General features: G+C 72.8%; 17 protein-coding genes. 7 read left to right on the forward strand and 10 right to left on the reverse strand.

Translation table 11 applies throughout. The features are described from left to right. Nucleotides 1–28 precede the first annotated feature (28 nt). Together ACFWI4_RS03540 and ACFWI4_RS03545 are read left to right on the forward strand one after the other, a co-directional pair. The gene (locus tag ACFWI4_RS03540) at nt 29–628 is read left to right on the forward strand and encodes an isochorismatase family protein (protein ID WP_385393032.1); all 600 of its coding nucleotides are present in this window, start codon (nt 29–31) and stop codon (nt 626–628) included. A 10-nt stretch (nt 629–638) separates the two neighbouring features. Then, complete coding sequence (locus tag ACFWI4_RS03545) at nt 639–1,550, forward strand: GlxA family transcriptional regulator (protein ID WP_387190474.1); 912 nt, start codon at nt 639–641, stop codon at nt 1,548–1,550. A gap of 2 nt (nt 1,551–1,552) precedes the next feature. Here ACFWI4_RS03545 and nhaA read toward each other — a convergent pair whose 3' ends face one another. Further along, nucleotides 1,553–3,433, reverse strand: coding sequence for a Na+/H+ antiporter NhaA (gene nhaA / locus ACFWI4_RS03550; RefSeq protein WP_387190738.1), 1,881 nt, complete (start codon nt 3,431–3,433; stop codon nt 1,553–1,555). Between the two features lie 233 nt (nt 3,434–3,666). Here nhaA and ACFWI4_RS03555 point away from each other — a divergent pair, with 233 nt between their 5' ends. Together ACFWI4_RS03555 and ACFWI4_RS03560 are read left to right on the forward strand one after the other, a co-directional pair. Further along, nucleotides 3,667–6,054, forward strand: coding sequence for an ATP-binding cassette domain-containing protein (locus tag ACFWI4_RS03555; RefSeq protein WP_387190477.1), 2,388 nt, complete (start codon nt 3,667–3,669; stop codon nt 6,052–6,054). Nucleotides 6,055–6,462: 408 nt separating this feature from the next. Next, nucleotides 6,463–6,789 (forward strand): carboxymuconolactone decarboxylase, encoded by a 327-nt coding sequence (locus ACFWI4_RS03560; RefSeq protein WP_387190480.1) that lies wholly within the window; start codon nt 6,463–6,465, stop codon nt 6,787–6,789. A 27-nt stretch (nt 6,790–6,816) separates the two neighbouring features. Here ACFWI4_RS03560 and ACFWI4_RS03565 read toward each other — a convergent pair whose 3' ends face one another. The 8 genes from ACFWI4_RS03565 to ACFWI4_RS03600 form a co-directional block, all read right to left on the reverse strand. Continuing rightward, nucleotides 6,817–7,377, reverse strand: a complete 561-nt coding sequence (locus ACFWI4_RS03565) for a potassium channel family protein (RefSeq protein WP_387190483.1) — start codon at nt 7,375–7,377, stop codon at nt 6,817–6,819. 198 nt (nt 7,378–7,575) lie between these two features. Beyond that, nucleotides 7,576–10,488 carry a zinc ribbon domain-containing protein gene (locus ACFWI4_RS03570; protein WP_387190486.1) on the reverse strand — a complete coding sequence of 971 codons (2,913 nt, stop codon included), beginning with the start codon at nt 10,486–10,488 and terminating at the stop codon, nt 7,576–7,578. A 321-nt stretch (nt 10,489–10,809) separates the two neighbouring features. After that, complete coding sequence (locus ACFWI4_RS03575) at nt 10,810–11,223, reverse strand: hypothetical protein (protein WP_387190489.1); 414 nt, start codon at nt 11,221–11,223, stop codon at nt 10,810–10,812. Further along, nucleotides 11,220–11,594: a hypothetical protein gene (locus ACFWI4_RS03580; RefSeq protein ID WP_387190492.1), complete on the reverse strand. Its 375-nt coding sequence runs from the start codon at nt 11,592–11,594 to the stop codon at nt 11,220–11,222. The genes ACFWI4_RS03575 and ACFWI4_RS03580 overlap by 4 nt, the downstream gene beginning before the upstream one ends. 140 nt (nt 11,595–11,734) lie before the next feature. After that, nucleotides 11,735–14,530: a hypothetical protein gene (locus ACFWI4_RS03585; protein ID WP_387190495.1), complete on the reverse strand. Its 2,796-nt coding sequence runs from the start codon at nt 14,528–14,530 to the stop codon at nt 11,735–11,737. Further along, entirely contained in the window at nt 14,527–15,249 is a 723-nt protein-coding gene (locus tag ACFWI4_RS03590; RefSeq protein WP_387190498.1) for an AAA family ATPase, read from the reverse strand. The genes ACFWI4_RS03585 and ACFWI4_RS03590 overlap by 4 nt, the downstream gene beginning before the upstream one ends. 130 nt (nt 15,250–15,379) lie before the next feature. Beyond that, the gene (locus ACFWI4_RS03595) at nt 15,380–16,555 is read right to left on the reverse strand and encodes an epoxide hydrolase family protein (protein WP_387190501.1); all 1,176 of its coding nucleotides are present in this window, start codon (nt 16,553–16,555) and stop codon (nt 15,380–15,382) included. A 128-nt stretch (nt 16,556–16,683) separates the two neighbouring features. After that, complete coding sequence (locus tag ACFWI4_RS03600; protein ID WP_385393052.1) at nt 16,684–17,853, reverse strand: amidase domain-containing protein; 1,170 nt, start codon at nt 17,851–17,853, stop codon at nt 16,684–16,686. Nucleotides 17,854–18,214: 361 nt separating this feature from the next. On the opposite strand from ACFWI4_RS03600, the gene ACFWI4_RS03605 reads away from it, so the two are divergent. Together ACFWI4_RS03605 and gap are read left to right on the forward strand one after the other, a co-directional pair. Continuing rightward, on the forward strand, nt 18,215–19,171 hold the full coding sequence (locus tag ACFWI4_RS03605) for a GlxA family transcriptional regulator (protein ID WP_387190504.1): 957 nt from the start codon (nt 18,215–18,217) through the stop codon (nt 19,169–19,171). A gap of 116 nt (nt 19,172–19,287) precedes the next feature. Further along, entirely contained in the window at nt 19,288–20,286 is a 999-nt protein-coding gene (gene gap, locus ACFWI4_RS03610) for a type I glyceraldehyde-3-phosphate dehydrogenase (RefSeq protein ID WP_387190507.1), read from the forward strand. A 405-nt stretch (nt 20,287–20,691) separates the two neighbouring features. Here gap and ACFWI4_RS03615 read toward each other — a convergent pair whose 3' ends face one another. After that, a complete protein-coding gene (locus ACFWI4_RS03615; protein WP_387190510.1) occupies nt 20,692–22,374 on the reverse strand; it encodes a recombinase family protein in 1,683 nt (560 codons plus the stop codon). Between ACFWI4_RS03615 and ACFWI4_RS03620 the strand changes: the two genes are divergently transcribed. Then, the gene (locus tag ACFWI4_RS03620) at nt 22,375–22,695 is read left to right on the forward strand and encodes an antibiotic biosynthesis monooxygenase family protein (RefSeq protein WP_387190513.1); all 321 of its coding nucleotides are present in this window, start codon (nt 22,375–22,377) and stop codon (nt 22,693–22,695) included. The last annotated feature ends 6 nt before the right edge of the window (nt 22,696–22,701 follow it).

Genomic DNA, 22,701 nt, shown 5'->3' on the forward strand with positions numbered 1-22,701 from the left:
TGGCCCGTCCGCCGGTCAGAGTGGAGACATGACCCGAGCACTGATCGTCATCGACGTCCAGGAATCCTTCCGCGCCCACCCGCTGTGGGAGACCATCTCCCACCCGAAGATCAGCCACCAGGTGGACCGGCTCGTCGCCCTCGCCCGCCGGGCCGGGGACACGGTGGTGTGGGTCCTGCACTCCGAGCCCGGCAGCGACGGCGTCTTCGACCCGGCCCTCGGCCATGTCCGGCTGATGGACGAACTCACGCGCCGGGACGGCGAGCCGCTGATCCACAAGACCTCGCACAACGCGTTCACCACCACCAACCTCCAGCAGCTCCTCACCGAACGCGGGGTCCGCGAGCTCACCGTCTGCGGGATCCGCACCGAGCAGTGCGTCGAGACCACCACGCGTCTCGCGAGCGACCTCGGCTACCAGGTCACCTTCGTCACCGACGCCACCGCCACCAACCCCATCCCGCACCGCGACGCCCCCGAGGGCCGGAGCGTTGCGGAACTGCTGGCCGACCCCCGCACCCTGAGCGCCGAGGACGTCATCAGGCGCACCGAGTACGCCCTGGCCGGACGCTTCGCCACCATCGCCACCGTCGAAGAGCTGGAGACCTCCGCCGCCTCTCGGGCATGATGACCGGATCGTGAGCGACATCGTCTTCTTCCTGGTGCCCGGAGTCCATCTGCTGGACCTGGCCGGCCCCGCGCAGGTCTTCTCCACGGCCGCCGACTTCGGGCACCCCTACACCCTCGACTACGTCGCCGAGCGGCCCCGGATCACCACCGCCCAGGGGCTGCACGTGACGGCCCGGGTCGACTGGCCCGAGCTCGGCCCCGATGACCTGATCGTCGTGCCCGGCTGGCGCGCGCTCACCCTCGGCGACGGGCCGCCCATCGCCGAGGACAGCCTGCGGGCCCTGCGGGAGCACCACGCCCGCGGCGGCACGGTCGCCAGCGTCTGCGCGGGAGCCGACGCCCTCGGCCGGGCCGGACTGCTCGACGGCCGTCGCTGCACCACCCACCACGACGTCCAGGACGAACTCGCCCGCCGCCATCCCAGGGCCGCCGTGGTCCGCGACGTCCTGTACACCGAGGACGACCGGGTCGTCACCTCGGCGGGCATCGCCAGCGGGATCGATCTCGCCCTGCACCTGGTCTCCACCCGGCACGGCCCCGCGGTGGCCGCGCAGATCGCCCGGGACATGGTGGTCTACGCACGGCGCAACGGCCACGAACCCCAGGCCAGCGCGATGCTCCGGCACCGGTCCCACCTGGACGACACCGTGCACCGCGCCCAGGACCTCATCGACGCCCGCTTCGACGGCCCGGTGCCCCTGCCGGAACTCGCCGCGGCCGTGGGCGTCAGCGAGCGCACCCTCACCCGCCTCTTCGCCCGCGCCACCGGCGGCCTCACCCCCCTGCGCTATCAGCAGGCCCTGCGGCTGGAGCGGGCCGAGCACCTCATCAGCCACGGTGTCACCGTCGACGCCGCCGCCCGCGCGGTGGGCTTCGAGGACGCCCGCATGCTGCGCCGCCTGCGGGCGCGCGCGGCCTGACCTCAGCCCTCCTGCCCGGCCCCCGTGAGCGTCGACCGCTGGCGCGCCGCGCGCACCGCCTCCGTCAGGGTGGCGATGTCGTAGGCGCCGTGGTGCCTGCGGCCGTCGACGAAGAACGTCGGGGTGCCCGAGACACCGCTGAGGTCGGCCGACTCGACGTCCCTCGCGATCCGTGCAGCTCCCGCCCCGCCCCTGAGGTCCGCGCGGAACCGTTCGCCGTCCAGGCCGAGCAGTGCGGCGTACCGGAACAGGTCCTTCGGCCCCAGTTCGCCCTGGTGCCCCATGAGCAGGTCGTGCATCTCCCAGTAGCGGTCCTGCCGGTCCGCCGCCTCGGCGGCCTGCGCGGCGAGCTGGGCGTTGGGGTGCACATCGGTGAGCGGCAGATGGCGCCACACGTAGCGGACGTCACCGAAGTCGGCGAGCAGCTCACGCACCACCGACTCGGCCAGCCCGCAGTACGGACACTCGAAGTCCCCGTACTCGACCAGGGTCACCGGAGCGCCCAGCGGCCCGCGCACATGGTCGCGCTCCACGTCGACCGGTTCGCTCAGATCGACGATCGTCTGCCCCGTGCCGAGCAGCGCCAGCGCCCGGGACCGCCCGGAGAGGGCACCGAGCACCAGGGTGACGACCCAGGTGAGCAGGAACGAGCCCGCGACCGCCGCCAGGATGCCGATCTTCGCCTGCGCCAGCCGGTCACCGTCGAAGGCCAGCGACGCGATCAGCAGCGCCACCGTGAAGCCGACCCCGGCCAGCGTGCCGCCCGCGGTGATGGCGCCCCAGCCCACGGGCGGATGCAGCCGTCCCCGCCCGGCGCGCGTGGTCAGCCAGGTGCCGCCGATGACACCGACGGGCTTGCCGAGCAGATAGCCGAAGAGGATGCCGAGGGTCACGGGGGAGGTGAAGGCGTCGGCCAGCTGACCGGCGCTCAGGGTGATACCGGCGTTGGCCAGCGCGAACAGCGGCACGATCACGTAACTGGTCCACGGGTGGAACATCTGCTGAAGGCGCTCGTTCGGGGAGAGCGTGGAGGCGAGACCGCGCCGCACCGTGCGTTCCAGCTCCGGCGTCGGCTGCTCTCGGAACCGCCGGAACAGCCGGCTGGCGTGCTCCAGATCGCTGCGATCGGCCGCGTACGCGTACGTCAGCATGCCCATCGCGAGGCCCGTCACCACGGGGTCGATGCCCGACTTCAGCAGCGCCACCCAGATCGCCACGCCCAGCACCCCGTACAGGGACGGCACGCGTGCGCCGATCGTGCGCCGCAGCAGCAGGACGACCACGAACAGGCCGAGCGCCGTCAGCAGCGCGGGCAGCGCGATGGTGTCGCTGTAGGCGAGGACGACGACGGCCAGGGCCAGGAAGTCGTCCACGACGGCGATGGTGAGCATGAAGACCCGGAGACCCCCGGGCAGCCGGGAGCCGAAGACGGCCAGCATGCCCAGGGCGAAGGCGGTGTCCGTCGACATCGCGGCCCCCCAGCCGTGCGCCGCCGAGCCGTGGCCCGCGGTGACGGCCAGGTACACGACCACCGGGACGACCATGCCGCACAGCCCCGCCAGCAGCGGCAGGGTGACCCGGCGCCGCTCCCGCAGCTCGCCCAGGTCGAACTCGCGCCGCGCCTCCAGACCGACGACGAAGAAGAACAGCGTCATCAGTCCGCTGTTCACCCACGCCCGCAGGTCCATCGACACCCCGCCCGACCCGATACGGATCGACAGCACGGTGCTCCACACCTTCTCGTACGTGCCGGGACCGATGTTGGCCCAGGCCAGGGCCAGCAGCGCGGCGGCCAGCAGCACGGCCGCGCTGCCCGTCTCGGTCCGCAGGAACGCGTGCAACGGGCTGCGGGACTGCTTGCCGCACTGGGTCCTGCCGGACATGGGCGAGGCGTCGGAAGGCGTGGTCACCCTCCGATTCTCGCCCCGGACCCGGCACTTCCCCAGGCGACCGCCTCCGGCCGCCCGGACCGGTCAGTTTCTGAGAAGCGCCGGGGGCCGTGTCTCGCCTAGCGTGGCGCAAGGTGCTCCCGGCGCGCCGCGCGAAGCTGGTTGGATCGGGGCAGGCGATGCCGGCGGGTCCGCGAAGGCGGCTCCGCCCGACAGATGGAGAGACGATGAGCAAGGCCACGAGGACGGACCCGCGGTCGTCCGCGCCGCACGGTGCCGACAGCCACGATCTGATCCGTGTGCTCGGCGCGCGCGAGAACAACCTCAAGGACGTCAGCATCGAGATCCCGAAGCGCCGGCTCACGGTGTTCACCGGCGTGTCCGGCTCGGGCAAGAGCTCACTGGTGTTCAACACGATCGCCGCCGAGTCCCAGCGGCTGATCAACGAGACGTACAGCAGCTTCGTGCAGGGATTCATGCCCACGCTCTCGCGGCCCGAGGTCGACGTCCTGGAGGGACTGACCACCGCGATCATCGTCGACCAGCAGCGGATGGGCGCCGACCCCCGCTCCACCGTCGGCACCGCCACCGACGCCAACGCCATGCTGCGCATCCTCTTCAGCAGGCTCGGCGATCCCCACATCGGGCCGCCCAGCGCGTACGCGTTCAACGTCCCCTCGGTCAGCGCGAGCGGCGCCATCACCGTGGAGCGCGGGGCCAAGAAGGCGGTGAAGGCGACCTTCAACCGCACCGGCGGCATGTGCGTGCGCTGCGAGGGCCGGGGCTCGGTCTCCGACATCGACCTCACCCAGCTCTACGACGACTCCAAGTCCCTCAACGACGGCGCGATCACCATCCCCGGGTACGGCTCCGACGGCTGGAACATGCGCCTCTACAAGGAGTCGGGCTTCGTCGACCCCGACAAGCCGATCCGCAAGTACACCAAGCGGGAGCTCCACGACTTCCTCCACCACGAGCCGACCCGCATGAAGATCGCGGGCATCAACATGACGTACGAGGGGCTCGTCCCGCGGATCCAGAAGTCGATGCTCTCCAAGGACAAGGAGGCGATGCAGCCGCACATCCGGGCGTTCGTGGACCGGGCCGTCACCTTCGCGCCCTGCCCCGAGTGCGAGGGCACCCGGCTCAGCGAGGGCGCCCGCGCGTCGAAGATCGAGGGTGTCAGCATCGCCGACGCCTGCGCGATGCAGATCAGCGACCTGGCCGAATGGGTCCGCGGTCTCGACGAACCCTCGGTCGCGCCCCTGCTCGCCGCGCTCCGCCAGACCCTGGACTCGTTCGTGGAGATCGGCCTCGGCTATCTCGCCCTGGACCGCCCGGCGGGCACGCTGTCCGGCGGCGAGGCCCAGCGCGTCAAGATGATCCGCCACCTCGGCTCCTCGCTCACCGACGTCACCTATGTCTTCGACGAGCCCACGGCCGGTCTGCACCCGCACGACATCCAGCGGATGAACGACCTGCTGCTGCGGCTGCGGGACAAGGGCAACACGGTGCTGGTCGTGGAGCACAAGCCCGAGACCATCGTGATCGCCGACCACGTCGTCGACCTCGGCCCGGGCGCGGGTACGGGCGGCGGCTCCGTCTGCTTCGAGGGCACGGTCGAGGAGCTGCGCAAGGGCGGCACCGTCACCGGCCGTCACTTCGACGACCGGGCCAAGGTCAAGGAGAGCCCGCGCGAGTCCACCGGCACGCTGGAGATCCGCGGCGCTTCGGCGAACAACCTGCGGGACGTGGACGTCGACATCCCGCTCGGGGTGCTGGTCGTCGTCACCGGGGTCGCCGGCTCCGGCAAGAGCTCGCTGGTCCACGGGTCCATCCCCGAGGGCGAGGGCGTGGTGTCGGTCGACCAGGCCCCGATCCGCGGTTCGCGGCGCAGCAACCCGGCGACGTACACCGGTCTGCTCGACCCGATCCGCAAGGCCTTCGCGAAGGCCAACGACGTGAAGCCGGCGCTGTTCAGCGCGAATTCGGAGGGCGCCTGCCCCACCTGCAACGGCGCCGGCGTCATCTACACGGACCTCGCCATGATGGCCGGTGTCGCCACCACCTGTGAGGACTGCGAGGGCAAGAGGTTCGACGCCTCCGTCCTGGAGTACCGGCTCGGCGGCCGTGACATCAGCGAGGTCCTCGCGATGTCGGTGGACGAGGCCGGGGAGTTCTTCGGCGCGGGTGAGGCGCACACGCCCGCCGCACAGCGGATCCTGGCGCGCCTCGCCGACGTCGGACTCGGCTATCTCACCCTCGGACAGCCGCTGACCACGCTGTCCGGCGGCGAGCGCCAGCGCCTCAAGCTCGCCACCCACATGGCCGACAAGGGCGGTGTGTACGTCCTCGACGAGCCGACCACCGGCCTGCACCTCGCGGACGTCGAGCAGCTGCTCGGGCTGCTCGACCGGCTCGTCGACTCGGGCAAGTCGGTCATCGTCGTCGAGCACCACCAGGCGGTCATGACCCACGCCGACTGGATCATCGACCTCGGCCCCGGGGCCGGCCACGACGGCGGCCGGCTCGTGTTCGAGGGCACCCCGGCCGACCTCGTCGCCGCCCGCTCCACCCTCACCGGCGAGCACCTGGCGGCGTACGTCGGAGCCTGACGGGAGTGCCACCGACGTGCGGGACGGGTCCGGCGGCGGCCGGGGCCCGTCCCGCACGACCGCCGCGGACCCGGGCGGCCGTCGCCCACGTACGGGCGGGAACCGGCGAGAGCTCCGCCGAGCGAGGCGGGTGGGTGACCGGTCGGCGACTGCCGGGCGACCGGTGGGCAACGGGTGAGCGACCGGTCGGCGCCATGCGGGCGACACGCGGGCGGCACGTGGCCGGCACGTGGTGCCTCACGCCGAACGGCAGCCGCCCCGACCGGAAGTGGCGCCTGCTCCGGCCCCGGCAGCTCCGCGCGCGCCCTGTCCGAAATGCACCTACGGTTGACGCATCAAGTGGCGCCGGCGGACACCGATTCCTTCCGCCTGACGCGCCTCCGTCCGCGCATCAGGAGACCGGCAGCCATGACCACAGCATCCGACACCCCTGTCCTGGACACCATCGCCGCCATGACCGTCGACTCGGTCGAGCGGTGCGAACTGCCCACGGACCAGCTCCTCCTCACACGTATCGCGGCACTCGCGGCCTCGGACGCGCCTCCCATCTCCTACCTCGCCCACATCGACCCCGCCATCCAGGCCGACCTGACCATGGCTCAGGTGCAGGACGTCCTGGTGGCCATCGCCCCCATCGTGGGGACGGCCCGGGTCATGACCGCGGCGGGCAACATCGCCAGGGCGTTCGGCATGGCGATCGCGGTGGCCGAGGCGGAACTCGAAGGCGACGCATAGCCCTGGCCGCCCCGGTCTCGTGGCCGGTCAGCCTTCGTACGGGGGCCCGTCGCCCTGCGCGCCGGGCCCCGACGCGCCCTGCTGCTCCCTGCCCCGCTGGACCGCCGACACGAGCAGCCGGGCGGCCACGCCGATCAGCAGCACGTTGACCGCCATCTGCCCCGTGACCAGGGACCTGGCGGTCTCGCTGCGCGCGGTGATGTCTCCGAAGCCGACCGTGCTGAAGACCGTGACGGTGAAATAGAGGGCGTCGGTGCGTGTCAGGGTCTCGCTGAAGCTGCCCGGCGCGCTGCGCTCCATCAGGTAGTAGACGATCGCGAACAGCAGCAGATAGAGCGGGGCGCTGGTCGCCAGCGCCTCCATCGCCCGCAGTTCGGGCCGCGAGGCCCGGGTGATCTCACGGATCTGCCAGGACAGCAGCAGCGCCACGGCCGCGATCCCGCCGACGAGCGTGATGATGGTGGCCGGGGTGAAGGCCTTGTCGAGCGGGAGCACGTAGTAGGCCGTCACCAGGACCGCCGAACTCAGCAGCGAACGCAGGGTCGAGCGGATGGCCTCCCTGTGGCTCCTCCTCGGACCCCTGATCACCGCTCCGCCCCGCTGTTCTCCGCCACGACCGTGCGACCGTGCCGTCGCGCGGACCCAGCCTTCCGGACACCTCGGCCGGCCTGCGGCAGGCGCACCACGCGGTCACCGGGATGGCGGTGTCGCCGACGGGAGAACACGGGCGCCGCACCGCTCACGTGGGAGGTGGGCGGTGCGGCGCGTGTGCACGGGCTCGATCCGTCAGATGCGGCGATCGTCGACCGGGGTCAGGCCGTCGTACTGCGGTACCAGGGGATTCCACAGCTCGGCGAACCGCGCCTTGGCCTTGTTCGCCTTGGTGTTGTGGACTCCGGCCTCGTAGTCCGCGCCCGGCTGACCGCCGTGCCCGCATCCATAGATCGGATCGTCCGTCACGAACTCGACGGTGTCCGAGGCCCAGAGGGAGTAGGCCCGGTCGGCCTCCGCGGACTCCGTCCACGCGAGGGACAGGGCGTCCAATGCCTCGGCCAGGTCCCCGTCCGCCTGCGGTCTGAGCGTGGCGAGCTTCTTCACGAAGCTCTCGCGGGCCTCGGCCACCGCCTCCAGGTCGTCACGGGCGTCCCGGACGGGCCCCGCGCCTTCGGAGCAGTCCTGGGCCCGTGCGATGGCCTTCTGCACGCGAGTCCGCAACGGGTCGTTCTCGTCCAGCAGCGACTGCACCTCGTTGACGATGGCTTCCGGTGAACCGGCCGACGCGGACGGGGACGCTCCGGAGTCGGACGGACCCGTCGGTGCGGCAGAGGCCGGCGCCGAAGGCGGGACGGAGGCGGCGGTTCCCGGGACCACGGTGTCGCCGGTCGCGCGGGTCGTGTGCGGCGGGGCGGCCGACCGGTCGGAGGCCAGCCGTATCCCGGCCGCGGTGACGCCCCCGGCGAGGACCGCGCTCGACACCAGGGTCACCGCGACGACACCCCAGCCGATCTTGCGCCGTCCCGGCTGGGGCACGGGAGCGTGAACCATCGGGGGTACGGGGGCGGGGTACGCCGCCATGCCGCCGGTCGGCAGGTTGGCGAAGGCGTCGGCGTGCTCCCGAGCGGAGGGGAACGGGGTGCCGGACCGCACCGGGGCGGGGGTGGGCGCCGGGGGAGCCGGGGGACCGGCGGGCTGGGCGGCGGCGGCCGGTGTGCCGTTGGGGGCCGCTGCCGGGGCGGCGACCGGTCCGTCGACGGCGGTGAGGGTCGGTGCGGCCGCCTGGTCCGCGGGTGCGAGCGGCTCGTCCGCAGGTTCGGCCGGTTCCGCCGTCGGTGTGATGGGCTCGTCGGCCTGCTGGACCGGCTGGTCCTCGGATACGGTCGCCTCGTCGGCCTCGTCGGCCTCGTCGGCCTCGTCGGCCTCGTCGGCCTCGTCGGCCTCGTCGGCCTCGTCGGCCTCGTCGGCCTCGTCGGCCTCGTCGGTGTCCGCCGGTTCACCGGGCTCGGCCGGCTCCGCAGCGGCCTCGGCTGATTGCGGCTCGCCGGTGGGGGCCGCCTCCGCCTCCTCCTCGTCCGAAGGCGTCTCCGCCGTTTCCGGCATCACCGGCGGAGCCACAGGCGGCTCGACGGCCACCGGGGCGACGGCCGCGACCGCGACGGGAGCAACTTCCGCAACGGCAAAGGGAGTTGAGGTCGATACGGGGACCGGGGTGAAGGGCGCGGCGGGGGCCGTCAGGGTGGAGGGCCGGTGTCCGGGGTGCCCGCTCAGGCGCCTGCGGAGGGCCGCTGGCACGGGCACCTCCCCGACGCGTGTGATGCCGAGCCGACGGGCCACCGCCGGCACACCGAACGCGCCGAGCGCGGCCCAGACCGTCGCCGCGAGCAGGACGGTGGGAACGCCCAGCCCGAGCGACACCGTGCTGCCGTCCACCTGCGAGATGTGCGCCGCGGCGAGCGCGTAGGCCAGGAGCGACGAATCGCCGGTCTCCGCGGACAGACTGACCGCCACCCCCGCCATCACGGCCAGCAGCAGGAACCCCGCGACGAAGCAGACCGCGGCGCGAACGGCGGCGGCGGGGCGAGCCGCCTCCCGCAGGACGCCCGCGCCCAGCATCAGCGCGGCCACCACGGCGAGCAGCACGGAGAGCCGGACCCAACCGCTCAGGTCATGGAGCTCGAACAGGGAAGCGGACACGGAAGAGGCCGAAGTGTCCGTGACGAGGAGGGTGTTGGAGAGGTCCACGGACGCACCGGAGGCCAGCCCCAGGAGGACCGCGCCGAGGTTCGGGGCCAGAAGCACCGCGGGGATCAGCGCGGAGGAGCCGGCCTCGGACACCAGGTACACCACGGCGGCGAGGCCGGCCAGGGCCACCGGCACGGCCAGCGCCAGGCCCGCCCCGCGAGCCGCGCGGAGCCAGTCGCCGAGCCCCGGCCGACGGGCGGCCCAGGCCGACAGCGGCACCCGGCACAGCGTCGGGAAGAGCACCACGGACGCCAGCAACAAGGTCCACCAGGCCGCGCGCAGCGGGGAACAGGTCACGGACACCGTGACGTCCGAGAGGTTCAGCGCGCGTTCCAGGTAGTTCGCCGAGGCGTCGGAGGAGTCCGACGCGAGGGCGACCGACGTACCGGCCGCCCAGGCCAGCAGCACGGACCCGAGTACGGCCGACAGCACACCGCGTACGCCCAGGAGCAAGGCCTCCGAGGTGTCGAGGTGCCTTCCGGCGGCGGCCCTGCCCCGCAGGTACAGCCGGGCGCCGAACCACAGGGCCGCCGCCCACAGCAGCGTCACTCCGAGCGGCATGACGGAGAGTTCGAGCGATGCCGACGCCGTCGAGTCCTGCCCCGTCAGTTCGAGTCCCGGGCGGGCGCCGAGGGCGGACAGGACGACCGCGAGCGCGGCGGGGAACGCGCCGCCGAACGAGGCGTCCTGGGCGGTGAGCGCCAGGACCAGGGACAGGATCAGCAGCAGCGCGGCCGGCAGGGCGGCCATGCGGGCGGGCCCGATCCAGTCGCCGTTCAGCAGACGGGTCAGCGCCGTGGCCGCGGCGGACGGAGGCTGCGCGGTGGGCGGCGAGGAAGGAAGGGGCGGTGCCGCCGGGGACGGGGCGGGCGCCGGGGCGCTGGTGGGGCGGCCGCACGAGGCGCAGTAACGCGCCCCGTCGGTCACGGAGTCGCCGCAGTGCGGGCAGAAGGCAGGCATCGATTCCCTCGGTGAACGTGGCAGGCAGACGTGAAGACGGCGGGTCCCGGCCGTGGGCCGGTCGGTGCTAACCGCTTCGCGTGAAAGGCGAGGGATGCCGGAAAGCTGATGGAGACGAAGGAGGAACGGGACGTCGAAAGCTCTCTCAAGTCACCTGCATGTGAAGATCATGTGAGCAAGGTGTGATCATGAATATCAGGGCGCGGCATCGTGATCAAGAGATGTGGCGCGACTGGTTGTACGTCGCACGAGTCGCCCGAGGCATCCTTGCGGTGAAGGGAGCCCGGCTCCCGGCCCCCTTCACCGCTTCGCGCCTCGTTCTCACGGTCGCAGCAGCGTCACCTCACGGCGGTGCGCGGCCTGGACCTCGGGGGACCAGTCGCCGGTGCAGTAGACGGACACCTCGCTGATCGAGCCGTCGCGCACCTCGGCGCGGACCATCTCACGGCAGTACCAGTTCCCGTCGGCGTCCTCCCAGCGTTCCTCGAACTCGATGACCATCCCGGTCCCGGTGACCTCCACGCGGTGGCGCGGGACGGTGCCGAGGGCGGGGTGGCTGCGACGCCGCACGTCCACGAGGTCGTCACGGCCGGCCGTCTGGAGCCGCCACTGGGGCAGGCTCAGGTCGAGGAACACGTCGTCCGTGAACAGCCCGTCAGGGGCGCTGTTCGTCCGGAGGAACTCCACGAAGAGATCGGCCAGTTCCTTGGTCCGGCGGGCGTCGGGGGCGCTCATGACGTCGCCTCCGCGAGGTTGTGGCCGACGACCCGCATGGTGCGGTCCAGTTCGGCGGTGGGGCTGAATTCGACGACCTCGGTTCCGGCGAAGAGGAGCGGCAGGTGCCCCGGAGCCCCGTAGTAGGCGTCTCCGGCGTGGAAGACCTCGTCGTGGTCGGCGTACCGGAACATGATCTTCCCGGAGATCACCTGGCCCCAGTGAGGGCACTGGCACCGGTCGTCGGGCAGCCCCCGGAAGAGCGGGCCAGGATCCATGTCCGCCTTCATGGTCTCGTACGAGACGGTGTACGGGCCGATCTCGGCGTACCGGCCCTCGATCACCGGCTCGTCGACCTTCAGCTCCGCCTCTGCTTTGGCTGTGCGCGGCATGACCTCCGCCTTTCGTTCCCCGGCCGTACCCGGTTCCGTACGGCGCCTTCACCCCTCAGGCGTGAGACCGGGCGGCACGATGTGAGGTCGCGGCTCACGCCGGCCCCGGCTCCCGCGGCCCCCGCGGTGCGGCTCGGGGCTCACAGGCGCCAGGCGGGCGGGTTCTCGGGCTCGTAGACGCACAGCGTGCCCGTGCGGACGGCCGTCCCCAGATGGCGCCCGAGCTCCGGGTGGACCGCCGCGACCCGGCGGACGGCGGCGCGGACGCGGGCCGTCACGGCCGTACGGGCGCGTTCCGCGGGGGAGCCCGCGCGGCGGACGCGGCCGCCGATGCCGTAGGCGGCGGACAGCTGACGGACGAGCGCGTCCTTCTCCTCCGCGATCCGGCGCGACCGCGCCGCGTCCCCGCGTGCGTCCGCCTCCTCGGCCTCCCCTTCGAGCTCGCGCAGCCGCCGCCGGTACGCGGCGCGCGCGGTGGCGTCGACGACCTCGCCCAGGTCACCGGGAGCGTGCAGGTCCCCGGCGCTCGTGGCGGCCCCGCCCGCGGCGGCGCCCGGTGCCGCCAGATCGACCGCCGGGACCGGGGTGCCGGGGCGGCCGAGGAGCACCGCGATGTCGTGCAGACCCTTGCTGTCGGGGAGGCGGGCCTCGCGGCCGGCGTACACCAGGTGCCACAGCGGTCCTTCACGCCGGAACTGCGCCACGGACGGCGGCGGAACCGGCTCCCGCCCGTGCGCGCCGGGTCCTGCCGTGCCGGGTCCTGCCGTGCCGGGCCCCGCCGTGACGGGGCCGGTCGTGACGGGGCCCGCGGTGTCCCTGGCTCCCGTGTCCCCGGCTCCCGTGTCCCCGGGCCGCGGGTCGCCGGGTCCCGTGTCCCCGGGCCGCGGGTCGCAGGAGACCTGGTCCGGAGTACCGGCGCCGGTGCCGTCCTCCGGCACGCCGGCCGGCCGGGCGTCGCCCCCACGGAACACCGCCGCGGCGACCGCCGCCCCCGGCGAGCTCCCCGTCCCGGACCTCCCCGGCACGCCCTTCTTCCCGGCGGAGGTCCGTGCCCCCGCCGTCTCCTCCGCGATGCGCTCCGCCAGCGCCGCCGCCCCCGCTTCCACGGCGGCCCGCACGGCGCGGTCGCGGTGACGGCGGGCCGCCCCGTCGTCCCCCATGGACCGGGCCAGCAGCGCCAGATGACGGTCCACCGGGCCCCGGATCGCCGCGCCGATGCCCTCCACCGCGAACAGTCCCGCGTACGGTGCCAGGGCGTCGTAGAGGGGACGCGCGGACGGATGGGTGCCCACCGCGCCGACGGTCTCCGCGGCCTGCGCCATCATCGGCAGCCACTCGCTGTCCCGGGGAGCCCCGCCGAGTGACGGCATCACCCCGGCCAGCCGGCGGGACGCCTCCTCCAGGTGTCCCAGCTGCGCCGCGATCAGCGCCAGGGTGACCCGCGGCCACACCCCGGGCATCCGCTCCAACGGCGCCCGCTCGCGCAGCAGTCGGAGACTCTCCCGGTCACCGCTCTCCGCGTACAGACACCAGCGCTGCGTCTCCGCGAGCAGCGCCGCGTTGGGGCTGCCCGCCGCGCCGCCCAGCACCTCCACCTCGTCGAGCGCGGCGGCACAGTCGTCGTAGCGCCCCTCCATCAGCGCCCGGGTGCCGCGCCACAGGGGCACGTACCACGCGTACAGCGGCTGTCGCAGCGGCCGGGCGGCGGTGTCGTACGCGGCCGCCTCGGAGTCGGCCGCGGCGAACGAGCCGGTCTCCATCAGCGCGACCAACCGCAGCCGCCGGCCCAGGAGTTCGAGCGGGAGGTCGCGCCCGTCGCGGGCCACGGTGATGATCTCCCCGGACCGGTCGAGGCGGTCGCGACAGTGGTCGGGGCCCGAGCGCGCGTCGCACAGCGCGGCCAGTGCCGGTCCGAGCGTCGCCGGGTCGTTCGCCTCGCGGGCCGCGGCCACCGCCTCCTCGGCGAGAGCGACCCGGTGTTCCTCGGTTTCGAGGAGCGCCGCCGCCAGGGACAGCCGGGCGGTGACGGCGGCACGCAGGGCCGCGTGCGCCGGATCGCCCGCGAGAGCCGAACGGGCCTCGCCGAGCAGGTCGGCCTGCTCACGGTCGGCCACGTCGACCTCGAAGCCGACGGGACCCGTGCCGAGGCCGAGCGCGGCCCGCGCCAGCAGATCGGGCCGGCCCGCCCGGCGGGCGAGCGAGGCGGCGCGCAGCAGCGTGGTGCGCGCCGCCTCCCACTCCCCGGACCCGAACCGCGCGGCCCCGAGCCCGAGCAGCACCTCGACGAGCTCCCCGGCGTCGTCGTCCCCTCGGAGGGCGGCCTCGCCGCCGCGACCCCCGTCGGCCGCGGGGGTCCCGAGGTCACGGGCGCCAGCGGTCGCGTACGCGGCCACGGCCCGCTCGTACCAGCGGGCCGCCTCCTCGAACGCGAGCAGCGCGGCGGCGCGCTCGGCGGCCTCCCGGCAGTACCCGGCGGCCTCGCGCGCGTGTTCCGGGCCGGAGAGGAGGAGGTGGTGGGCGACCTCGGCCGGGCCGGTGTCGCGGCCGCGCCCCGCGTGGCCGGCCAGCACGGCGGCCAGCGCCCGGTGCAGCCCCGCCCGCTCGGCGGGCGCCGGCCTGCCGGACAGGGCCTCGCGCAGAAGGTCGTGCCGGAAGCGCCCCTCGTTCGCCCCGGCCTCCGTCAGCAGCCCGGCCCCCGCCGCCTCCCCGAGCAGTGCGCGCACCTCGTCGAGGGGCACGGCCGCGGCCTCCGCGAGCACGTCGAGCCGGAACCGTGTCCCCAGCAGGGCGGCGAGATCCAGCAACCGCCGTGCGCGCGGCGACAGTTCGGCGGTCCGGGCCCGGACCGCGTCCCGGATCCGCACGGAGACGGCCGTCGCCGTGCTCCCGGAAGAAGGTGCTTCGAGTCCGCCGCCCGACCGGAGCAGTTCCGTCACGAAGAACGCCTCACCGCCCGTGTACGCGGCCAGCGCGCGCACGGCCGCGGGCGCGGGAGCATCCCCTTCGCCGCGTCGAGCAGGGCCGCCACGTCCCGCTCCCGCAGCGGTCCCACCGGCAACGCGGTTCCTCGGCGCAGCAGTTGGGCGCGGGCCCAGGCGCGGTCCTGCCAGGCCGAGTCGTCGTCGCGGGCCGTGGCGAGCAGCAGGACCCTCGCACCGCGTACGGCGTCCGCGGTCTCCATGAGCAGCCGCAGCGAGGAGGCGTCGGCCGCGTGGACGTCGTCGAGGACCAGCAGCAGCGGCCGGCGCCGTGCCACCGTCGTCAGGATCTCGGTGACGTCCCCCGCCAGTCGCACCCGTGCCGCCTCCGGGTCCGCCTCGGCCCGCCCGCCCGCCGCGGACCCGGCCAGCACCGCCCGCAACGAGGGCGACGAGGCGACCAGCCGCGCGCACCGCACGTCGTCCACGACGAGTTCGCGCAGCAGCCGCGACCAGGGCCTGAGCGCGTGTTCCACGGCGTCCGGCGGGCACCACGTCCACACCGTGCGAAAGTCCCCGGCGCGGGCGGCGGCCTCCTCCGCGACGCGGGTCTTGCCCGCCCCCGCCGCTCCCGTCAGGGTGACGAGCCCGCCCCGGCCCGCGGCGGCGCGTTCCCCCGCCTCCCGGAGCTCACCGAGCACGTCCTCGCGTCCCACGAACGGGAAACCCGTCACCATGGCAGTCGTCCTTGTCGGTTCTTCCGCGCCACGCCCTGCCGTAGAGCCTAGGCAGGGCGGACGCGGCCCGCGCGGCACGGACACACCGGGGACGGCCGCGGCCTTTCGGCTCCCTCCGCCGGGAACGGCCTCAGTCCGTCGGCGCCGCGCGGTACGGGCGGAAGAACGCGCGCAGTTCCTCCGCGTAGACCTCGGGCTCCTCGAAGGGGGCGAAGTGTCCGCCGCGGGGCGGCTCGGAGAGGTACGCGAGGTTCGTCGTGCGTTCGAGCCACGCCCTCGGCGGCCGCACCAAGTCGCCCGGGAACAGCGAGAATCCGGACGGGACCTCGACCCGGCGGGCCAGCTGCGAGGGCGGGATCGCCCCGTTCGCGGCGTACATGCGCATCGACGAGCCGATCGTCCCCGTGAGCCAGTAGAGCGTCACGTTCGTCAGGATCTCGTCCTTCGTGAAAGCGCGTTCGACGTCCCCGTCGCAGTCGCTCCAGGACCGGAGCTTCTCCACGATCCAGGCGGCGAGAGCGGCCGGTGAGTCGTGCAGACCCACGGCGGCGGTCTGCGGCTTCGTCCGGTGCATCGCGGCGTACGCGCCCTCGGTGGCGCCCCAGGCCGCCACGCCCTCCATCCAGGAGCGTTCCTCGGGCGTGAGGTCGGCCGGGTCCCCCGTGAACACGGGAAGCCCACCGTCCATGCGGTGCACGGCCACCACACGGTCGGGGTGGTCCAGCGCCAGATAGCGGCTGACGTGGCTGCCGATGTCACCGCCTGCCGCGCCGAACCGCCCGTACCCGAGCACCTCCATGAGCTCCGCCCACAGGCCGGCGACGGCGATCGAATCGAGCGGCCGTCCCGCGGGGCGTTCGGAGTGTCCGTAGCCGGGCATGTCGGGCACGACCACGTCGAAGGCGTCGGCGGGATCGCCTCCGTGCGCGCCCGGATCGGTCAGCAGCGGGATCACCTTCGTGTACCGCCAGAACGAGTCCGGCCAGCCGTGACTGAGCACCAGCGGCAGGGCGGGCCCGGCCGGCGCGACCGCACGGGCGTGCACGAAGTGGATGCCCAGGCCTCCCAGCCGGACGCGGAAGCGGGGGAGCCGGGCCAGCTCCGCCTCCCGCGCGGGCCAGTCGAAGCCGTCGGCCCAGTAGGAGACGAGCTCGCGCAGATACCCGAGGTCGGTGCCCAGCGACCACCCGGCGTCCTCGGGGGCGTCGGGCCAGCGGGTCGCGCGCAGCCGCGAGCGGAGGTCGTCGAGTTCGGCCGGGTCGGTCCGGGCGGTGAACGGCACGGGGTGCGGCGGGACATCGGACATGCTCCGCATCCTAGGGAGCGTGCCGGTCGGATCGGGGGCACCGGCTCGCGCCGCGCCCGCGGCGCCGACGGCGAAGGGCGGGAGCCCGGCACACGGTGCCCGGCTCCCGCCCCCTGGAACGCGTCCGCTCAGGTGCGGTAGGCGTAGTACGCGGCGTTCGGGTACGACGCGATGATGCTCGCCAGCGACCTGTTGTAGGTGTTGGTCGAGTGGTACGACACGTACGGCACACCCTGCGGGCTGCGGTACGTGACGATCATCGTGTGGTCCTTGGACCCGTCCTTGTTGAAGTCCATCTGGATGACGTCACCGACGTCGGCCTGATAGACGTTCGCGAGGCTGGTGACCCGCTTCGAGGACAGCGCGAACCACGAGAACTCGTTGACGCCGACGAACGAGTCGGACTGGATCTCGGAGTTGCCGAACCACTTGTGGAAGTCGGTCCCGTCACCGGGAACGTGCTTCCAGCCGCCGGCCTTCAGGGTCTGGCTGACGAAGTTCGTGCAGTCTCCGCCGGCGCCCTCCCCGTTGAAGTCCGGGTAGGCCGGGTTGTAGTTCTTCCAGTACTTCGCGGCGTACGCGGCCATCGCGTTGTAGTCGTAGCCGGTGGCCGAGAAGTTCTTCGGCTTCGCCGGCGCCGGCGTCGTGATGGCGGCGCGCGTCGCCGACGGCGGCGCGGTGCTGGCGGTCATCGGCGTGACGACGGCCGGCGTGGCCTGGACCTGGTTGACCGCGACCCCGTCGTCCGTGTCACGGATGCCCGTGAGCTGCCAGTCGCCCGCGCGGTCGGCCTTGAACGTCAGCGTGTGGTGCGCCTCGAAGCCGGTGGTCTTCGGCTCCGAGCCCGTGGCCTTGTCGTAGGCCAGCGAGGTCGTCTCGGTGACGTCGACCGTCGCGTGACGGCCCTTCACCCGCGTACGGTCCAGCGTCACCGTGGTGTTGGCCGAACGGTACTTCTCGCCGAGCTCCGCCAGACGGGCCTTGCGGCTCTCCAGCTTCGCCAGCGCGGACTTCTCGGCACGCGACTGGGCCGAGGACAGGCGTACGTCGCCGGAGAACCGGGACGTCTTCTGCTTCGTTCCGTCACTGCCCACCAGGGCGTCGGTACGGTCGGTGAAGACCGCGTCCGCCAGCTTCTGGAAGGTCGCCTTGGTGGCCGCGTCGACCTGGGGGTCGGGGACACTCGCCGCGCCCGCGGACCAGTTGGGCAGCAGGGCTGCGCCAGCGACGACCGAGGCGGCCGCCGCCCCGACTATGGTTGCGCGTTGCCGCTTACGGCTCAGTTTCCTTGATTTCAATGGGATTCCCCTCTACACCGGTATTCGATACCGGAGCCGCATCCTCGCACGACGTGTGTGTCCCTTGTGAAGGGGGTTGCCGAAGCGGTATCGGGGCACGGACACGGAACGCCGCAGCTCCGCGCTCGGACCGGCCGCCCGCGCCGGCCGGCCTCCCGGCCGCCGCGCCGAGGACCACGGCTACCTCCCGGACGGACATACGCCGATACAGGTGTCCGTGCGTCATATGCCGTCGGGGGCGCGGGCACTGGGGCGGACCGGACGTCTCCCGGACGGGTCCCGCGGGCGGCCGCCGCTCTGCGTGTGTCCCCCCGAGCACGTCGAACGATCATGGCCCGCCGGTCCGCGTACCCTCTCAACCGTGCCGCCATCTCCCTTGCACCGCGTCGCCGTTCTCGTGCTCGAAGGCGCCAAACCACTCGATGTCGGCATCGCCGCACAGGTGTTCACCACCCGGGCGAGCATGCCGTACGAGGTACGGGTGTGCGGCGCGGAACCCGGACTCGTCACCGGCGGCGACGGACTCTCGTACCACGTCGCCCACGGCCTCGAACAACTCACCTGGGCCGACCTCGTGTTCGTCCCCGGCTACCGCTCCCCGGACCGCGAGGACCCGCCGCCCGCCGTCGTCGCCGCGCTGACCGCGGCCCATGAACGGGGTGCCCGGCTCGCCGCCATCTCCACGGGCGCGTTCGCGCTCGCCGCCACCGGACTGCTCGACGGCAAGCGCGCCACGACCCACTGGCACTACACCCGGGCGCTCGCGGCGAAGCACCCGCTCGTCGACGTCGACGAGAACGTCCTGTTCGTCGACGAGGGAAGCGTCCTGACCTCCGCGGGCGCCGCCTCCGGCATCGACCTGTGCCTGCACATCCTGCGCGGCGACCTCGGGGTCGCCGCGTCCAACCACGCGGCCCGCCGGCTGGTCGCGGCCCCCTACCGCAGCGGCGGCCAGGCCCAGTACGTGCCGCGCAGCGTGCCCGAACCGCTCGGCGAACGGTTCGCCGCCACCCGCGAGTGGGCCCTGCACCGGCTCGGCGAACCCCTCTCCCTGGAGGCGCTCGCTCAGCACGCCGCCGTGTCACCGCGCACCTTCTTGCGGCGCTTCGCGGAGGACACCGGGTACACGCCGATGCAGTGGGTCATGCGAGCCCGTATCGACATGGCCCGCGAACTCCTGGAGCGCTCGCAGTGGAGCGTCGAGCAGATCGCCGCGGGCGTCGGTCTCGGCACCGGCGCCAATCTGCGGCTGCACTTCCACCGGATCCTCGGGACCTCCCCGAGCGAGTACCGGCGCACCTTCACCCAGGGCGAATAGACGGTCCCGGACGGGCCGCGGCCGGCTGGCGCGATCCTTGCGGACCATGGCGATCTCGCCGCTGTCACCGCCCGGCGCCGCGCGCGAGTCTGGAAGGGAGCCGAAGGGACATACTCATGACACGCATCGCCATCAACGGATTCGGCCGCATCGGACGCAACGTCCTGCGCGCCCTGCTGGAACGCGACACGGACCTCGAGGTCGTCGCGGTCAACGATCTGACCGAGCCCGCCGCCCTCGCGCGCCTGCTCGCCTACGACTCGACGTCGGGCCGGCTGGGCCGCCCGGTGACCGTCGACGGGGACACCCTGGTCGTGGACGGCAGGCGCATCAAGGTGCTCGCCGAGCGTGAGCCGGGGCAGCTGCCCTGGGCCGAGCTGGCCGTGGACGTCGTACTGGAGGCCACCGGCCGGTTCACCTCGGCCAAGGCGGCCGGAGCGCACCTCGACGCCGGCGCCCGCAAGGTGCTCGTCAGCGCCCCCGCGGAGGGCGCCGACGTGACGCTGGCGTTCGGTGTCAACAACGACGCCTACGACCCCGCCCTGCACACCATCGTCTCGAACGCGTCCTGCACGACCAACGCGCTCGCCCCGCTGGCCGCGGTGCTCGACGAGCTCGCCGGGATCGAGCACGGCTTCATGACGACGGTCCACGCCTACACCCAGGAGCAGAACCTCCAGGACGGCCCGCACCGCGACGCCCGCCGGGCCCGCGCCGCCGCCGTCAACATCGTGCCGACCACGACCGGCGCCGCCAAGGCGATCGGCCTGGTGCTGCCGAACCTCGACGGCAAGCTGTCGGGCGACTCGATCCGGGTGCCGGTGCCGGTGGGCTCGATCGTCGAGCTCAACACCACCGTGGCCCGTGACGTGACCCGTGACGAGGTCCTCGCGGCCTACCGCGCGGCGGCCGAGGGCCCGCTCGCGGGCGTCCTCGAATACTCCGAGGACGCGCTCGTCTCCTCCGACATCACGGGCAACCCGGCCTCGTCGATCTTCGACTCGGCCCTCACCCGCGTCGACGGCCGCCACATCAAGGTCGTCGCCTGGTACGACAACGAGTGGGGCTTCTCCAACCGCGTCATCGACACGCTCCAGCTCCTGACCACGGGCTGAGGCCGAGCCCGGCTCGGGCGGCGGTGCGGCCCATGGCGGACGGGAACCGACCAGGAGCAGGCGGGCGCTGCGCGGGCCTGGTTCTGGTCGGCACCGCCGCTTCGGCTCTCCGAAGTCGGGGCGGAGTCCTCAAGCAGCGAGTGGAGCACCAGGTCCGTGGTCGATGAGTCGTAGTGGGCCGTGGCTACAACCTGGGCCGACCTCCGGCTCCGTAATTTCGCAGCGATGTACCGGCGCATGGGGGTTGGGTCCATGAGGTCTCTCCGCGCAGAGATCCGACCCACCCCCCTGTGCCAAGGCATGAGGAAGACCGTCCACACGGTGGGCACGCACTCTCCCAGGAGTGCTGACCGGCCCGCCATCGGAGGATCTCCGGGCAACAGGCCGTGAACGGCGCTCAGGCGCCTAGCTGATCGGAGCCTCTGCCCAGTGCACAGTCACCCGATCCTCGGTGTTCGCGTTCCGGCCGCGGCCGATGGACTTGGCGATGGTGATGCGGTCGACGAAGAACGCCAAGAAGCTACGCCGGTCCTCCAGGCCCCAACCGCCCCACGTCGACTCCGGCCCCAGCGGGTCACCCTCCGGATCCGTCCACTCCGAGGGGATCGCCACCGTGCCGGCCTCGGCGGTTCCCAGTTCTTCCACGCGTCCGGCCGTTCGTGCCTCGTGCGCCGTCAACCGCTCCACGGACTCACGGAACATCTGGTCACCCACGGCACCCGCGTACAAGCCTGCCTGCCGGTCGACATACAGCGTGCGGAGCGCTTCGCTCACGTGCTCCAACTCGGCTCGGGCGGCTGCTAGTTCGGCTTGTCGCTCACCCGTGTCCGCTTGCGCTGCAAACCGGCGTGCGGCCTCGGCGAGCCATTCGAGATCTTCGGGGCCTTCGGGGTCAAGCACTGTCAGCCGGGACCACACGGTACGGGCCACCACGTCGTCAGCGGCGTCCATGTTGATGGCCAGACCACCGTGTCCCGGTACGGCGCCGGACTGGGCACGGTTGCACCGGTAGAGCTGCTTGCCCTCCCTCCGGTCGGTCACCATGGACGACCCGCAGACGCCACAGAAGAGCATCCCGGCGCCACCCAACAGCGACGGCACGGAGCGCCCACCCTGCCGGACCACCTGGGGCGCACGGCCGTCGAGTACGTCTTGAAGGCGCCACCAGTCATCCGGCGGAATGATCGGCTCATGCGCAGCCAGCGGTGCCCCTGAGCCGTCTCGCAGGATGACGCGCTTGGTCCCCTGGCGTTCGGCGGCGTAGCCGGCAAGGCGCGGGTCACGGAGGATGCGGAGCACCGTGGACGACACCCACGTCGTACGCTCCAGCGGCTGGCTGATGCCTCGGGCCCGGCGGGCGGTCACACGCGCCGACATGTCCGCCGCCTTGGTCGGTACGCGCTCGGTGTTCAGCTTGCGAGCCATGGCCGATGCGGTCATGCCACCCAGTGCCCAGGACACCATGTCGCGCACGAATGGGGCCTCGACGGGATCGGGGACCAGCCTGACCACCACCAGTTCCCCGCGCGGCTCACGCGTCGACTGGAAGCCGTACGGGGCCATGCCGGACACGTGGCTGCCTGCCGCCCTCAGCGTCTCTTTCGTCGCCGTGATGTACGCCGACTTCATGTCGGACTCTTGCTGGGCCAGTGCAGCGATAAGACCGAAGATCGCGACGCCCATGGGGGTGGACGTGTCCAGGTAGGGCTCTTCGACGCTGACGAGCAGCACGCCGTGTTTGGCCAGCTCCTCATTGATCAGCATGGCCTCGAGAGCACCCTGTCGAGTGAGACGGGACAGCGAGAACACGACCACTGCGTCCACGCGCCCGGCGCGAACGGCGGACATCATCTCCTCGAACTCCGGCCGGACGACCTTCGGGTCCCAGCCGGATTTACCGACGTCGGCGAAGTGACCCGCGTCGTCCCAGCCCTTGGCCGTGATCAGTCCCTCGCACTTGGTCCGCTGCGCTCCGGGGGACGACGCGGAGTCGTCCTCACGCTTCCTTGACTGTCGGATGTAGGACACTGCGCGCACATGGTCCAGATTAGGGGCCCAGTCGGAGCCCCGTTTGACGAGAGGTGTCATGTGCCCAGCGTAGTAAAAATCAACGTCCTGACCGTGCCGGCCGAACAGCGGGAGACCCTCGAGAAGCGCTTCGCTTCGCGTGCCGGTGCCGTGGAGAGCTCCGACGGCTTCGAGTGGTTCGAGCTCCTCCGCCCCGTCGAGGGCACCGACGACTATCTGGTGTACACCCGTTGGCGTGACGAGGCCTCGTTCCAGGCGTGGATGGAGGGTCCGATGAAGTCGGCCCACCAGGGCGGCGGCGACCGCCCGAAGCCCGCCGCGAGCGGGTCCTCGGTCTGGTCGTTCGAGGTCGTGCAGCAGGCGGCGCCGAAGAGCGCCTGACACCCG

Origin of the sequence: Streptomyces sp. NPDC127038 (assembly GCF_042725875.1) — a bacterium.
In the GTDB taxonomy this organism is placed as follows: Bacteria; Actinomycetota; Actinomycetes; order Streptomycetales; family Streptomycetaceae; genus Streptomyces.